This window comes from Marinobacter shunpengi (genome assembly GCF_045449715.1).
Classification (GTDB): domain Bacteria; phylum Pseudomonadota; class Gammaproteobacteria; order Pseudomonadales; family Oleiphilaceae; genus Marinobacter.
In genome coordinates this window covers 62,764-75,416 of the sequence record NZ_JBJJLA010000010.1, presented here as the reverse complement: position 1 = coordinate 75,416, position 12,653 = coordinate 62,764, and the positions used below count along the sequence as shown (strand labels likewise).

Here is a 12,653-nt window from a genome sequence, read left to right as displayed (position 1 = left end):
ACGGAACCCCGATAGGGTCTGTGAGGTCAGGGAACGCAGGAATGACAGGGGCCGCCAGCTATGCTGGTGGCCCTTTTCCGTTTTGGTGCTGGCCAGTGCGGGCCGCCGTTTGTCCCGTGGGTCTTTGGAATGTCAGGAGAGGGGCGGCAGGGGGCAGTCAAGCTGGTCAGCGACGATCCTCAACAGCTCGTACTCCCTGGGGGCTATCCTGCCGTCATGGCGCACACACTGGGCGCAGGCATCCAGGATGGCGGGCTTGAGCATGGGGGAAAGCTGGTTAAGTCGTCCCAGGCTGTCCCGCAGGCTGCTGACGGTGACTTTTTCTACCAACGCCAGGTTGTCGGCGCCCTGGCGGTCGGCAAAGCTTGCAACGGCCTGCCGGTGCAGGGTGTTGGCTTCTGCCTGGTTACGGGTGCCTGCCCGGGCCATGAGGCTGAACAGCGTATTGAGGTCGCCGATGACGTTTCGGTAGCTGCGGTACCGCACCGGCACCGCCCGACTCGAATCTGATGCCAGGTGTCGTTGCAGGAAGCCGTGCAGGGCGAACTCGAACAGGGTGATACGACCGTCCGCCTCCGCCATGGTGGCGACCTGCCGGATCAGTGCCTGACGTTCGTCGGGGTCGAGTTTACGCAATGCTGGCATGGCCAGCTCCAGGGCGGGCAGGCGGATGCTGTCTCCCTCCCGCTCCAGTGTGGGCTGGAAACGACGGATCAGGGCCGGGTCCGGGCGCAGCACCATGGCTTCCGGCGTGTACTTGAGAAGGTTCCCGGCGGTATCTTCCCGGAGGTCATGGATCAGCAGGGCATAGATCAGTTGTACGGCACCGGAGCGGGTGTAGAGCAGTTCACGCACATTGGCCGGCAGGCGGTTCAGCAGTTTACTGGCATAGAGTTCGCCCGCCTGGGTGACCGTACCGGTGGTGGCGGCAATGGAAGTTTCTTCCTGCTGCGAAAACCCGGTACTGCCAGCAAAACCGCTGGTCTGCCCCGGTGCCCTGGTGCCTGCCGCTGTGACCTGATCCGCGGGCAGGTCGCGCATTCGGCTGCGCAGGCGTGTCAGCAGCCCTGGCTGGATGGCTTCGATGCGTTCATCCACAGGCGGGTGGGAGCCCAGTAACCGGCTGAAGGCCATTTTGGTGCTTTCGCCAAAGCACATGTGGTTCATGTCGCTGGCATGGCTGGTGTGTTCCAGGTAGCCGGATTTGAGCCCGATCTTGTAGAGGGCCCCACCGATGCCTTCCGGGTTGCGGGTGAACTGGACGGAGGAGGCATCCGCCAGTCGTTCCCGTTCCCGGGACACCGCGGCCTGGATCAGTCGGCCGCAGAAAACGCCCAGATAGCCGATGGCAGCAAGGGCCAGCCCCACGATCAGCAGTACTCCACGTCCGTTATTGCGACCGCCCGAGCTGAAGGAGTGGCGATGGCTGCTGCTGTGAAGCAGGAAGAAGCCGATCTGGCCGATGGCGAGGATGCCGGCCAGCAGGGCTATCAGGCGGACGTTGATGCGCATGTCGCCATTGAGGATGTGGCTGAACTCGTGGCCCACGACACCCTGGAGTTCATCCCGCGTCAGTTGGTTGAGGGCGCCATGGGTCACGACCATGACGGCTTCGTTGGGCGTGTAGCCGGCAACGAAGGCGTTGATGGCGGTTTCGTTATCCATGACATAGAGCTGGGGCACGGGCACGCCGCTGGCGATGGCCATTTCTTCGACGATATTGCGGAAGCGGCGTTCGTCGGGGTCCTGGCTGGAGGGGTCTAGCAGGCGGGCGTTGACCATTCTGGCGACTCGTTCGCCGCCGCCGGCCAGGTCAATCCAGCGTATCCCGGAGGTGCCGACGATGAGCAGGATAACGGCGCCGGCAGTTATCAGGCCGTGGGAGCTCAGGAGCCAATGGTGGAAGGGGAGGCCGGTGGTTTCACTGCGGGTGACCAGGTAGCCCACGATGCAGACGGCCAGGGCGATCATGGCGACGGCGAGGGTGAAGAGGAATACCAGCAGGGTGGTATTACGTTTGGCGATGGTCTGGCGTTCAAAGAATCCGGGTGCTGGCATGTCTTACATTCCGGAGCAGGAGGGAGTTAGGCTGGCTTGGGTGCAGGGCCAGGAACCCGACATCACTTTCCCGGACACGCCGTGAATCCGTCCCTGGAGGCTCTTCAAAAACGTCCCTGTTTTTGAAGGTCCGGGAAAGTGATGCCGGGTCCCTGTCCCCATACAGTGGTGCGACCTTCCTTTAAAAAGACACCTTCGGAGCAGTCCGCGCTTCCGGTGACTCCAGCTCCAGTTGGGCAGTCGGCTTGAAGCTGAACATGCCGGCGATGATGTTATTGGGGAATTTCTCCCGGTGGATGTTGTAGCTCATCACGCTGTCGTTGTAGGCCTGGCGGGCGAAGGCGACGCGGTTTTCGGTGCTGGACAGTTCTTCCATCAACTGCTGGACGGTTTCGTTGGCTTTCAGCTCGGGGTAGTTCTCGGCCACTGCGTAAAAGTTGGCCAGGGCCTTGGTGAGCATATTCTCGGCGCTGCCCAGCTTTTGCATCTTGCCGGCTTCACCCGGGTCGGTCGCGGCGTCTTTCTGGGCGTTAACGGCGCCGTTGCGGGCTTCCATGACCTGGGTGAGGGTTTCCCGCTCGTGGCTCATGTAGGCCTTGGTGGACTCCACCAGGTTGGGGATCAGGTCATGGCGTCGCTGGAGCTGTACGTCTATCTGGGAGAAGCTGTTCTTGAACTGGTTGCGGTAGGACACCAGTTGGTTGTAGATGGCGACGATGTAGATGACGACGATGGCGATTACGGCAATGCCGATCAGCGTGGAGATCATAAGGGTCCGTTCCTGGTGGGTGTGTGGGAGTGTTCCGGGACGCTCCCTGGCGCCTATTTATAGTGCTGATTCTCCATGTTTTCCTCAAGTTTTCCGTGAAAGCTGTCCACAAACTCCCGAAAGGCATCCGGGGCCAGGGGACGGCTGAAGTAATAGCCCTGGGCGATCTGGCATCCCCGCTGTCGCAGGTAGAATTCCTGTTCGTGGGTTTCCACACCCTCGGCAATCACGGCGAGGTTGAGGCTCTTGCCCAGGTCGATGATGGTGTTGGCGATTCGAGTGTCGTCTTCGTTGACCAGCAGGTCGTGGATGAACTGCTTGTCGATCTTGAGGTGCTGGACCGGCATCCGTTTGAGGTAGGTCAGCGAGGAGTAGCCGGTGCCGAAGTCATCCACGGCGATATTGATACCGGCACTGTTAAGCTGGCGCAGTTTTTCGACGGCGTCTTCCAGGTTTTCCATGAAGCCGGTTTCGGTAATTTCCAGTTCCAGCCGTCCTGGCGGGATCTCATGGCGGCCGAGGGTGGCCAGGATGGTGCCGACAATGTCCGGTTGGCGAAGCTGGACAGCGGACAGGTTGACCGCGATGCGCAGTGGCATGCCGGAGGCTGCCCAACTGGCGGCCTGGCGACAGGCTTCATCCAGAACCCACTGGCCGATGTCGACAATGGTGCCGTTGAGCTCCGACAGCGGGATGAACTGGTCCGGCGGCACAATACCCCGTTCCGGGTGAGTCCAGCGAATCAGGGCCTCGGCGCCGATAATGCGCTCGCTCTGGAGGCTGATCTGGGGTTGGTAGACCAGGTGGAATTCGTGGTTGTTGAGGGCTTGTGACAGGTCCTTCTCAAGCTGTTTACGGGCTCTGATCTCCTGGTCGACGCTGGCGATGTAAAAGCGGCTGTGGTTGGTGGCTTCCGCCTTGGCCAGGGTCATGGTGTGTTCCGCATGCTGTAGCAGATGGTCCGGTTCCGCCGCGTCTGTCGGGTACATGGCCACACCGATGGTGGCGGTTACCTGCAATGAACTGCCGTTGATACGTACCGGTTCGCTGAACAGCCGCAACAGGAATTCGGCCAGTTCCGCCGCTTCGTACTGGTCTTCCACCGGGTTGGCGATGACCACGAACTGATCGCCACTCAGGCGACCGGCGAGGATGCGCTGGCGGGTGGCCTGTTCTTCCATGCGCGCGGCCATGGTTTGCAGGATGCGGTCACCGGTCTGGTAGCCAAGCTGCTCGTTGATGGATTTGAAATCGTCTATGCCGCAGCAGTACACCGCCAGTTGACCCCGGCTGGCCCGGCAGTCCTCCAGAGTGGTTCCCAGGGTTGTCAGGATGGTTTCCCGGCTGGGCAGACCGGTGAGTTGGTCGTACCGGATAAGCTGATTGGCGCGGTTCTCGGCGGCCTCGTGTCGTCGTCGGCTCTCCTGGATCGACACCAGCAGGTTGTTGATGACCCCCACCAGTACCCCCAGTTCATCGGTCTTGTGGCCCCTGGGGCGAACCAGCAGGTGTCGGTCCGGGTGGTCGGGGTCCACTTCTGTCAGGGCTCTCACCAGGGTTTGCAGTGGCTTGGTCATCAGCCAGTGGACCACTACGAACAGTACGAGTCCGACAATCACCGCTCGCAGGATGCCCACCAGGAAGGTCATGGCAGAGCGCTCCAGCCAGGCGGCTGCGGCGGGAGAAGTATCATAGGTCACGCTGAGCTTACCGTAGACAACCGGCTTGCCACTGGCGAGGATATCGTTGCGATGCAGGTCGGTGGTGTAGGTTCTGGTCCGGTCGAACATCCAGTCCGTCAGCCCGCGGTAGGGGGAGTCGCTCAGGGCACGTTGATGACTGGCCAGTACTTCGCCGTCGGGATGGGTGATGGCGGCCTTATGAAGTTCCTGCTGACCGAACAGGCCACCAATGACCTGTTTGGCAAGGGCCTCGTCCAGGCTGAAGATGGACTGGGTGGCCGCTTCCCGCACCAGTTCCACCGTCTGGTGGGCATGGTGATCCAGTTCAGAGGAAACGTGCCGGGCATCGCTGACGATCTGGACCACACTGAGCAGGCTTCCGGCGATGATTGCGGCGGAAAGCACCCAGCGGAGAATCCTGTAGCCCAGGCGGCGTTGCACTGAAAATTCGTCCGTCATGATTATCGCATGGTTGTTATGATCGTCATTGTCGCCAGCGTACAGGGTGGTCCTGACCAATTAGCTAAGTATGGACAACATTCTGCGGATTGCACTGATTAGAGTGCCATTTTTCCAGAATCTTCAGTGGCTAAGTGTTTAATTTTGTAATGGTGGGATGGGTGAGAGGGCACGGAAACGCAAAAGCCCGCACGGGTGCGGGCTTTTGCTGTGGCACCAGTGCGATACCGGTGCCGGATGGGACGAAAACCGGTAATCAGGCCAGGTTTTCGTTCACGAAATCCCAGTTTACCAGTTTCCAGAAGGCTTCCAGGTAGTTCGGCCGGCTGTTGCGATAGTCGATGTAGTAGGCGTGCTCCCACACATCAACGGTCAGTACCGGCTTGTCCGGACCGGTCAGCGGGGTCTCGGCGTTGCTGGTATTGGCGATGGCAACGGAGCCGTCTGCCTTCTTGACCAGCCAGGTCCAGCCGGAGCCAAAGTTGTTGGCGGCCTTATCGTTGAATTCCTTCTTGAAGTCCTCGAAGGAACCGAAGGCTTTCTCGATGGCGTCCTTGGCGGCACCAGTGGGCTCGCCACCACCGTTGGGGCTCAGGCAGTTCCAGTAGAAGGTGTGGTTCCAGACCTGGGCGGCGTTGTTGAACAACGGGCCACTGGCGCTCTTGATGATGTCTTCCAGGGACTTGTTGGCATCGTCGGTGCCTTCCACCAGGCCATTCAGCTTGGTGACGTAGGTGTTGTGGTGCTTACCGTAATGATATTCCAGGGTCTCCTCGGAAATATGCGGTTCCAGTGCATTCTTTTCATAAGGCAGTGCGGGAAGTTCAAATGCCATGAGGTCGTTCTCCGTGGTTTCTCTCAGTATTTTGAGGGTATTGACACCCCCGGCGATCATTATAGGTCGCTGGCCTTGCCATGGTGTTGCCACGCAACCGCGTCCATTAGTCTTTTTGCCGACTACAAGTATCGGGGCTGGTTGATTATTTTCAAGGGCCGGGGAGCGGATTTCGCTGCGCCCCCTGATGGCTTGCCCGGCCGATTCGCAAGTCCAGGGCGTGGGGTATCAGCGCGTCAGGGAACAGTCCAGTTCCGGGTTGCCCGGCAGGAACTGGCTGACATTACGCACCCGCCATTTCAGTTCCTCGTAGCTGTCAGCGAGGACGTTGACATGGCCCAGCTTGCGGCCTGACCGCTCGCCCTTGCCGTAGAGATGAACGTGGGCATAGGGTAGCTCCAGGATGCGATCGATATCGCCATGCTCGCCGATGATGTTCACCATGCAACTGAGCCCCCGGGCCGCGGTGTTGCCCAGTGGGTGCCCGGCGATCGCCCGAATATGGTTCTCGAACTGGCTGGTCATGGCACCTTCCAGGGTCCAGTGACCGGAGTTGTGTACCCGCGGGGCCATCTCGTTGGCGACCAGTCCGTCAGCCGTTTCGAACAACTCCAGGGCCAGTACCCCCACGTAGTTCAGCTCGTTAAGCAGAGTACGGATGTAGCCGTCGGCCTTCTCCTCCAGGGTGGGAGAGAGTTCCGGCGCCGGCGCGATGGAATAGCGCAGGATGCCGTCGTGGTGGACGTTTTCGGCCATGGGGTAGAAGGCTACCTCGCCATCCTCGCCACGGACGGCAATCAGGGAAACTTCGCGGGTAAAGTCAACGAACTTTTCTACCATCAGCCGTTCGTGACCAATGGATTCCCAGGCACTGGCGGCATCCTTCGGCGTACGGAGCACCGCCTGGCCCTTACCGTCATAGCCCTCGGTGTTGGATTTGGCCACCACCGGGCAGCCAAGTGCTTCGGCGGCCGCCTTCAGTGAGGCGGCGCTGTCCGCCATGCGCCACTGGGGGGTGGGGATGCCCAGGTTGCTGAACAGGGTCTTTTCGGCTTCCCGGTTCTGACATACCTGCAGGGCCCGGGGCTGCGGATGGACCGGCTTGGTCCGGGCAATCTCCTCGGCCACCGCCACCGGCAGGTGCTCGAATTCGTAGGTCACGCGGTCAACCCGGGACAGAAAATCGTCCAGGTACTTGCCATCCCGGTCGATGATGACTTCCCCCAAGCCTGCGCTGGGGCTTCCGGACATGTCATAGAAGACAAAGGTCTTCGCCAGGGGATAACCGGCCAGGGCCAGCATCCGGCCAAGCTGTCCGGCACCGAGAACGCCAATTCTCATCGGTATACTCCTGTCTGTCTCATGACTCAGCTTTCTTCGCTGGGGTCAGGATTGTCCAGTACGGACTGTGTCTGCTGTCGGCGGAAGTCCTCCACCCGGCCCTGCAGGTCCGGGTCATGGGTGGCGAGGATCTGCGCAGCCAGCAGGCCGGCATTGGTGGCGCCGGCCTTGCCGATGGCCAGAGTGCCCACGGCAACACCACCGGGCATCTGGGCAATGGACAGCAGCGAGTCCAGGCCGTTCAGGGCTTTGGACTGGACCGGCACCCCCAGTACCGGCAGCGGCGTCTGTGAAGCAACCATGCCTGGCAGGTGGGCCGCGCCACCGGCGCCGGCGATGATGACCTTGAGGCCACGCCCCGCGGCACCCTTGGCATAATCGAACAGCAGATCCGGCGTGCGGTGTGCGGACACCACCCGGGTTTCGTACCTGACGCCCAGCCTGTCCAGCATGAGGGCGGCCTGTTCCATGGTGGGCCAGTCCGACTTGGAGCCCATGATAATGCCTACCAGCGGTTGCATAGCGTTGTCCCCGGTAATTAAAGGTGACGGCAGCGGGCGTGGTCGATCTGCCGCCCGGCGTCGGGAAAGCCCGACATTTTAGGATCTGCCCGACTGCCATGCAAACCGTGAACTCAGTCAAGGGCGGATGCAGGCCTGCTCCGGGGGCATGATGCGTCCTTGGTGAAAGCGCCCGCAAACGGATATGATCAGTCGCCATAAGCAGTGATACCAAGAGGTTATTATGGACTCAATTCGCCCCGATGATGATGAACTCCGTGCTGACGCCCCTATTGCCGGTGATGGTCGCAAGACCGGACCGGGTAAGGCGGGGGGGCGTCAGCCCTCGGGATCCGGGGGCAAGGGCGCACCGCCCGCGGCTGCCAGTGGTAAGTCCGGCAAGGGCTCCGCAGGCCCTGTCTGGGTGTTGTCGCTGTTACTGGTACTGGTTGGCGCGGGCGTCGGCTGGTTTGGCTGGCAGATGCAGCAACAGGTTCAGGCCATGGAAGAGCAACTGGAAGAGGCCGATTATTGGGCCCGGCAAAGCAAACTGGCCCTGGCCCGGTTTGAGGGGGATCTGTCTGAAACCGGTGAGAGTCTGGAGGAAACCGATTCCTCCATGGACCAGCGCCTGAGCAGCCTGGACAGCAAACTGGCGGAAGCCAATGACGAAATTCGCAAACTGTGGGTGCTCTCAAACGAGCGGAACCGCCCGCGGATTGCTGAGTTGGCCGAGGAACAGCAGGGCCTGTCCAGTCAGCTTGATACCCTGTCCGCCAGCCTGGAGTCCACGGGGCAGGCGGTTGCTGAACTGCAGGCCAGCACCGAGGAGCTGGATTCAGGGCTGGCGCAGGCCCGCCAGAACGGGCAGCAGAACAGCGAACGCCTGCAGTCGCTTTCCGGCGACCTGGAGGGAGTCGAGGAGCGCCTTGGCTCCATGGATGAACGGGTCGCCCAGCGGTTGCAGCGCTTCCGGCAGGAGCAATCGCTGACGCTGGACGGACTGGAAAGCCGTATCCAGGCTATGGAAGGAGGTGACGGTCGCGTGGAGGAACTTTCGCGGCAGCTTGCAGCCACCCGCAGCCGGTTAAACGAGGCAGAACAGACCCTTAAGTCCGTGGATGCCTCACGCTCGCAACTCACCTCGCGCCTGGTGCGCCTGCAGGATCAGGTGGATCAGCTTCGGGCGCAGTAGTGGAGTTTTCGTAAGCATCGGAATTGATTGAAAAATAATCGTTGTGCAGGGCGCTCGAAAAAATTTCGGGAAATTTCCCTGAAACATTTGACACTGTGCCAGAAATACTTAAAATGCGCGTCTCACTTGGTTGATGAACACGGCAACAGCCGCTCAATCAGGTGAGGCGCAAGCCGGAAGTGGGTGGTTAGCTCAGCTGGGAGAGCATCGCCCTTACAAGGCGAGGGTCGCAGGTTCGATCCCTGCACCACCCACCACTTTCCGGGCCATTGGCTTTCCCTGGTCAATGGAGGTTGCTGAAACAGGCTGATGCCTGGACAGCAAGAATGCGGAGCGGTAGTTCAGTTGGTTAGAATACCGGCCTGTCACGCCGGGGGTCGCGGGTTCGAGTCCCGTCCGCTCCGCCACTTAGTTTCCTTCCCGGGTGGTTAGCTCAGCTGGGAGAGCATCGCCCTTACAAGGCGAGGGTCGCAGGTTCGATCCCTGCACCACCCACCATATTCCTATCTATATCTTTTTCCTATCTATATTTTTCCTGAGTGACGCCTAACGCTACGCGTAATGTGGTGCCCCCCTGCCTGGAAAATATTGCGACATGTCGTAATTGCGTGTTGTCACGAAACTTTTCAGGATTTAACGATTTTCCTTACGAAAACTACAATTTACGTTCATAAAACGGATCTTGCGCACAGAGTTGGCCCCCTGTAGTTTTGTAAAATTCTTTAAAATGGCATATGCCGGGGGTCATCATTCATGCAGTTTAACGTTACTGGAAAATCACGGGCAGGGATTGCCGCCGTTGTATTCGCGGTCTTGTTGACTGGCTGTGGTGGGTCTGGTGGCGGTTCCTCGTCGGAAGCCTCTACCGTTCAGGGGCAGGCCGTTTCGCTGAGTTGGCAGGCGCCTGGCCAACGCATCAATGGCGAGCAGATCAGCCTCTATGATATCGATGCCTATATTGTTCGCTATGGACGTGATCCGGACAAGCTGGATCAGCAGGCAGTCGTGGACGGGTGTACATCGCCGCAGTGCGTCTATGACGTACAGGGTCTTGCACCGGGTACCTGGTATTTTGCGGTGCAGACGAAGGACGTCAATGGACTGGTCAGCCTGCCCAGTGAGCCCGTTTCCCGGACAATCTGACACCAGGGGCCTGCCTTAGTGTTCGGGCTCCCCAGGGTGAGCAGTGACTGGTAGCTTCAGGGTGAAGGCGGAACCTTCACCCTCCTTTGATTCCACATCGATCTCCCCCTTATGTTTCTCCACCACGACGCTGACGAACGACAGGCCCAGGCCGACACCGTGCTTGCCCGCCAGTTCGCTGCTTTTCTGCCGCTGGAAGCGATCGAACAGGGTGGGGAGTTCTGAGGCGGCAATGCCTGGCCCTTCATCCGTGACCGTCAGGCAGGCCTGGTGGCCGGCACGGAACACCTGCATGGTGACCGCCGTGCCGGGCTCCGAGTACTGCACGGCATTGGTCAGCAGGTTGATCACCGCCCGCTCCAGCAGTTCCGCATTTCCCCTGAGCCAGAGGTCGTCACTGCCCAGCAGTACCAGCTTGATGTTCTTCTGCAGGGCCTGCTCGCTGACGCTGTCCCGGGCATTTTCCACAATGGCGAGGAATTCGCAGTCATAAAAACGGGTTTCCGTGAGCTGCTCGGCCCGGGCAAGCTGGACGAACTCCTCTGCCAGGTGATAACTGCGCCTCGCCAGCTTGCGAAGCTGTTCCAGTTGCTCTGTCTGGACTTCACCGGGGCGCCGCTTGAGCTGTTCGATAAGCGCCAGTTGGGATACCAGCGGTGAACGTACGTCGTGGGAGATAAAGTCGATGGCTTCCCGGTGCTGGCGCTGCTGTTCCCGCAGTTCCGAAATATCCGCGATATTGGCAATCACGCCATTCTGGTTGCTGTCCGGCAGCAGGAAAGGCGCAAAATGGATCAGGAAATCCCGCCCGTGGAGGCGCAGGTCCACGGTGCGGCTTTGTTGCTGGGTCAGGGTGTCGGCCACGGTCTCCGACCAGCCCGGTGATCGCGGGTCGTGGCCCTGGAGCAGGGTCGCCAGCGACATGCCCTGAAGGCTGGGCTGTGGCTCGTTGAACCATTGTGGCACGTGCCCATTGGCGAACAGGATCAGCCCCAGGGGATCAGTCACCACAATGCCGTCCGGCATGTGCTCGAAGCTGCGCCAGATAAAGCTCTGGATATGGTTCAGCTTCTGGGTGGCCTGTTGGGCCCGGTTGATGCGGGTGGAGAGGTTCTCCCGCACCACGGCCACCGGCTGGCGGTCATGGGGTTGTTGCAGCTCCAGGCGCCCGAGGTAGCGTTCGGCGGCGGCGCCGGCCAGGCCCGACGGCAGTTTCAGGGCAAGCCGGTAGCGGTGTTCGCCACGGGTAAGGGTGGTCCGGCTGATGCCATGGTCATGCAGCCAGAATCCGGGGCGTCGTGGCCACACCGGCATCTCGTCGGTGGGCAGGTTTTCACGGACCAGGACGGTGTCATCCTCCATCAGAAGCCAGCCTTCCGGCGTCACCAGTTCACGAAGGTTGGCGAGGATCTGGTGCGGGCTGCGGCTCCAGGGGGGCGGCAGGTGCAACAGGTTGCCGCGCTCCAGTTGATCAATCTGCTGGTTAAGGAACCGGTTGGCCAGCGACAGCCGGCGGGCGCTCCATAATGGAAACGCAATCACCGGAACCAGCAGGGCATTGGCCACCGGAATCCAGGTATCCAGGTGCAGCAGGGTAAACACCGCTGTGCCAAGCACCAGGATGAACAACAGGCCGGAAAAACCGAAGGTCCGGTTGGGGCGAAGCCGGGGCAGCACCAGTACGATCATCAGTCCGCTGAACAGCGCCAGCCCTACGGACCATAACGGCGATACCTGCCGGATCAGGCCGTGGTCCTCGATGGCGGCCAGTACGTTGGCGTGGAACTCCACCCCCGGCATGGGCTGGGCCAGACCGGAGAAGGGCGTGGGCAACACGTCGCCAAAGCCCGCCGCGGTGGCGCCAACCAGTACGGTTTTTCCTTCCAGCCAGCCGGACGGCGGTGGGTTGACCAGCAGGTCGCTGTAGGAATAGGTGGTATAGGCGCCGCTGCGTCCGGCCAGGGGAACCCGGCGAAAATCCCGGCGGACGTTGACGTAGACGGGGGCATCCAGCCCATCGGGCGATACCGGCGCCACCGAGGGGGTGTTCCGGCTGGTGGCCAGGGCCATGGCTGGCCAGAGTTCGTTACCCAGGCCGTTGTAGAGGTAGAGGCCCCGGGCAATGCCGTCGGAGTCCAGTTCCACATGGGCGTGGCCAATGGCAAAGGCGGCACTGGCCAGTCGCGGCGTGGGCAGTTGCTCACGGAACAGGTCATCCTGGCTGCTGGGAGCCACATAGAGCGGCAGGGTCACCCGGCCGTGGGAGCGCATGGCCTCTGCCAGGGCCTGGTCATCCATGGCCGGTTCCGTAAACAGGATATCCAGTACGATTCTTTCGGCACCGGCCTCCGCCAGACTGTCGATCAGGCTGGCATGCACTGAGCGTGGCCATGGCCAGGGGCCGATCGCGGACAGGCTTTTCTCGTCGATGGCAACAATTACCACGTCCTCCGGAGCTTCCGGGGGCCAGGTGGTGATCAGAGTGTCGTACAGCCAGTTGTCGAGGCGTTGCGGCAGGGTGGTGAGCTGGAGCAGCAGCAGGAGGCCGATGAGGGGCAGGGCCAGCGTCCAGGCTGAATGTCCGGTGGAAAGCCAATCCCTCGTCATGGGCCCTGCTATGGTACGTGGTGGATTCAGTGCTGACCGCCTTTGACGTTAAAAGGCTGACAGT

At 60.9% G+C, this 12,653-nt stretch carries 9 protein-coding genes and 3 tRNA genes; 5 read left to right on the top strand and 7 right to left on the bottom strand.

Going from position 1 to position 12,653, the window contains the following annotated elements:
* Nucleotides 1-132 precede the first annotated feature (132 nt).
* The 6 genes from ACJO3T_RS04945 to purE form a co-directional block, all read right to left on the bottom strand.
* Nucleotides 133-2,058, bottom strand: coding sequence for a M48 family metallopeptidase (locus ACJO3T_RS04945; RefSeq protein ID WP_406977960.1), 1,926 nt, complete (start codon nucleotides 2,056-2,058; stop codon nucleotides 133-135).
* A gap of 181 nt (nucleotides 2,059-2,239) precedes the next feature.
* Nucleotides 2,240-2,827, bottom strand: a complete 588-nt coding sequence (locus tag ACJO3T_RS04940; RefSeq protein WP_406962221.1) for a LemA family protein — start codon at nucleotides 2,825-2,827, stop codon at nucleotides 2,240-2,242.
* A 53-nt stretch (nucleotides 2,828-2,880) separates the two neighbouring features.
* On the bottom strand, nucleotides 2,881-4,968 hold the full coding sequence (locus ACJO3T_RS04935) for a putative bifunctional diguanylate cyclase/phosphodiesterase (protein ID WP_406962223.1): 2,088 nt from the start codon (nucleotides 4,966-4,968) through the stop codon (nucleotides 2,881-2,883).
* Between the two features lie 256 nt (nucleotides 4,969-5,224).
* Nucleotides 5,225-5,803 (bottom strand): superoxide dismutase [Fe], encoded by a 579-nt coding sequence (gene sodB, locus ACJO3T_RS04930; protein ID WP_406962224.1) that lies wholly within the window; start codon nucleotides 5,801-5,803, stop codon nucleotides 5,225-5,227.
* Between the two features lie 228 nt (nucleotides 5,804-6,031).
* Nucleotides 6,032-7,144 carry a 5-(carboxyamino)imidazole ribonucleotide synthase gene (locus ACJO3T_RS04925; protein ID WP_406977959.1) on the bottom strand — a complete coding sequence of 371 codons (1,113 nt, stop codon included), beginning with the start codon at nucleotides 7,142-7,144 and terminating at the stop codon, nucleotides 6,032-6,034.
* Between the two features lie 26 nt (nucleotides 7,145-7,170).
* Entirely contained in the window at nucleotides 7,171-7,665 is a 495-nt protein-coding gene (gene purE / locus ACJO3T_RS04920) for a 5-(carboxyamino)imidazole ribonucleotide mutase (protein ID WP_328185562.1), read from the bottom strand.
* A gap of 223 nt (nucleotides 7,666-7,888) precedes the next feature.
* Between purE and ACJO3T_RS04915 the strand changes: the two genes are divergently transcribed.
* From ACJO3T_RS04915 to ACJO3T_RS04895, 5 genes are all read left to right on the top strand, one after another.
* Complete coding sequence (locus ACJO3T_RS04915) at nucleotides 7,889-8,839, top strand: coiled-coil domain-containing protein (RefSeq protein ID WP_406962228.1); 951 nt, start codon at nucleotides 7,889-7,891, stop codon at nucleotides 8,837-8,839.
* 181 nt (nucleotides 8,840-9,020) lie between these two features.
* Nucleotides 9,021-9,096, top strand: a tRNA-Val gene (locus ACJO3T_RS04910).
* 73 nt (nucleotides 9,097-9,169) lie between these two features.
* Nucleotides 9,170-9,246: transfer RNA gene (locus ACJO3T_RS04905), tRNA-Asp, on the top strand.
* A 15-nt stretch (nucleotides 9,247-9,261) separates the two neighbouring features.
* Nucleotides 9,262-9,337: transfer RNA gene (locus tag ACJO3T_RS04900), tRNA-Val, on the top strand.
* Between the two features lie 255 nt (nucleotides 9,338-9,592).
* Nucleotides 9,593-9,982 (top strand): fibronectin type III domain-containing protein, encoded by a 390-nt coding sequence (locus ACJO3T_RS04895; protein WP_406962230.1) that lies wholly within the window; start codon nucleotides 9,593-9,595, stop codon nucleotides 9,980-9,982.
* A gap of 15 nt (nucleotides 9,983-9,997) precedes the next feature.
* Here the strand turns inward: ACJO3T_RS04895 and ACJO3T_RS04890 are convergent, their stop codons facing one another.
* Nucleotides 9,998-12,589 carry a CHASE2 domain-containing protein gene (locus ACJO3T_RS04890; protein WP_406977958.1) on the bottom strand — a complete coding sequence of 864 codons (2,592 nt, stop codon included), beginning with the start codon at nucleotides 12,587-12,589 and terminating at the stop codon, nucleotides 9,998-10,000.
* Nucleotides 12,590-12,653: the final 64 nt, after the last annotated feature.

Coding starts and splice junctions, on each gene's coding strand:
- ACJO3T_RS04940 (WP_406962221.1), bottom strand. CDS start 2,827: ATGATCTCCACGCTGATCGGCATTGCCGTAATCGCCATCGTCGTCATC.
- ACJO3T_RS04925 (WP_406977959.1), bottom strand. CDS start 7,144: ATGAGAATTGGCGTTCTCGGTGCCGGACAGCTTGGCCGGATGCTGGCC.
- ACJO3T_RS04945 (WP_406977960.1), bottom strand. CDS start 2,058: ATGCCAGCACCCGGATTCTTTGAACGCCAGACCATCGCCAAACGTAAT.
- ACJO3T_RS04895 (WP_406962230.1), top strand. CDS start 9,593: ATGCAGTTTAACGTTACTGGAAAATCACGGGCAGGGATTGCCGCCGTT.
- ACJO3T_RS04890 (WP_406977958.1), bottom strand. CDS start 12,589: ATGACGAGGGATTGGCTTTCCACCGGACATTCAGCCTGGACGCTGGCC.
- ACJO3T_RS04935 (WP_406962223.1), bottom strand. CDS start 4,968: ATGACGGACGAATTTTCAGTGCAACGCCGCCTGGGCTACAGGATTCTC.
- sodB (WP_406962224.1), bottom strand. CDS start 5,803: ATGGCATTTGAACTTCCCGCACTGCCTTATGAAAAGAATGCACTGGAA.
- ACJO3T_RS04915 (WP_406962228.1), top strand. CDS start 7,889: ATGGACTCAATTCGCCCCGATGATGATGAACTCCGTGCTGACGCCCCT.
- purE (WP_328185562.1), bottom strand. CDS start 7,665: ATGCAACCGCTGGTAGGCATTATCATGGGCTCCAAGTCGGACTGGCCC.